Annotated in this window: 1 protein-coding gene; it reads left to right on the forward strand. The window is 55.4% G+C overall.

Going from position 1 to position 242, the window contains the following annotated elements:
- Window positions 1-69: 69 nt before the first annotated feature.
- On the forward strand, window positions 70-242 hold a 173-nt coding region (locus tag Q4563_RS22015), incomplete at its 3' end, for an HPr family phosphocarrier protein (protein WP_303606055.1).

The raw sequence follows: 242 nt of genomic DNA on the forward strand, positions 1-242 counted from the left end.
GCTCAGGTCTGCTGCCCATCACAGCCACTGATGCTTATTACCCACAATCCAATCGTTTCGGGAGCCTGGATGGTTAACACGCAAATCACCATCATCAACAAGCTGGGTTTACACGCACGGGCAGCCGCCAAACTGGTATCAACCGCGGCCAGCTACGGCGCAACCATCAAGGTGGGTTATCCAAACCGCATGGTCGATGCCAAAAGTATCATGGCCGTGATGATGCTCGCCGCCAGCAAGGG

Source organism: Gilvimarinus sp. 1_MG-2023 (genome assembly GCF_030548285.1).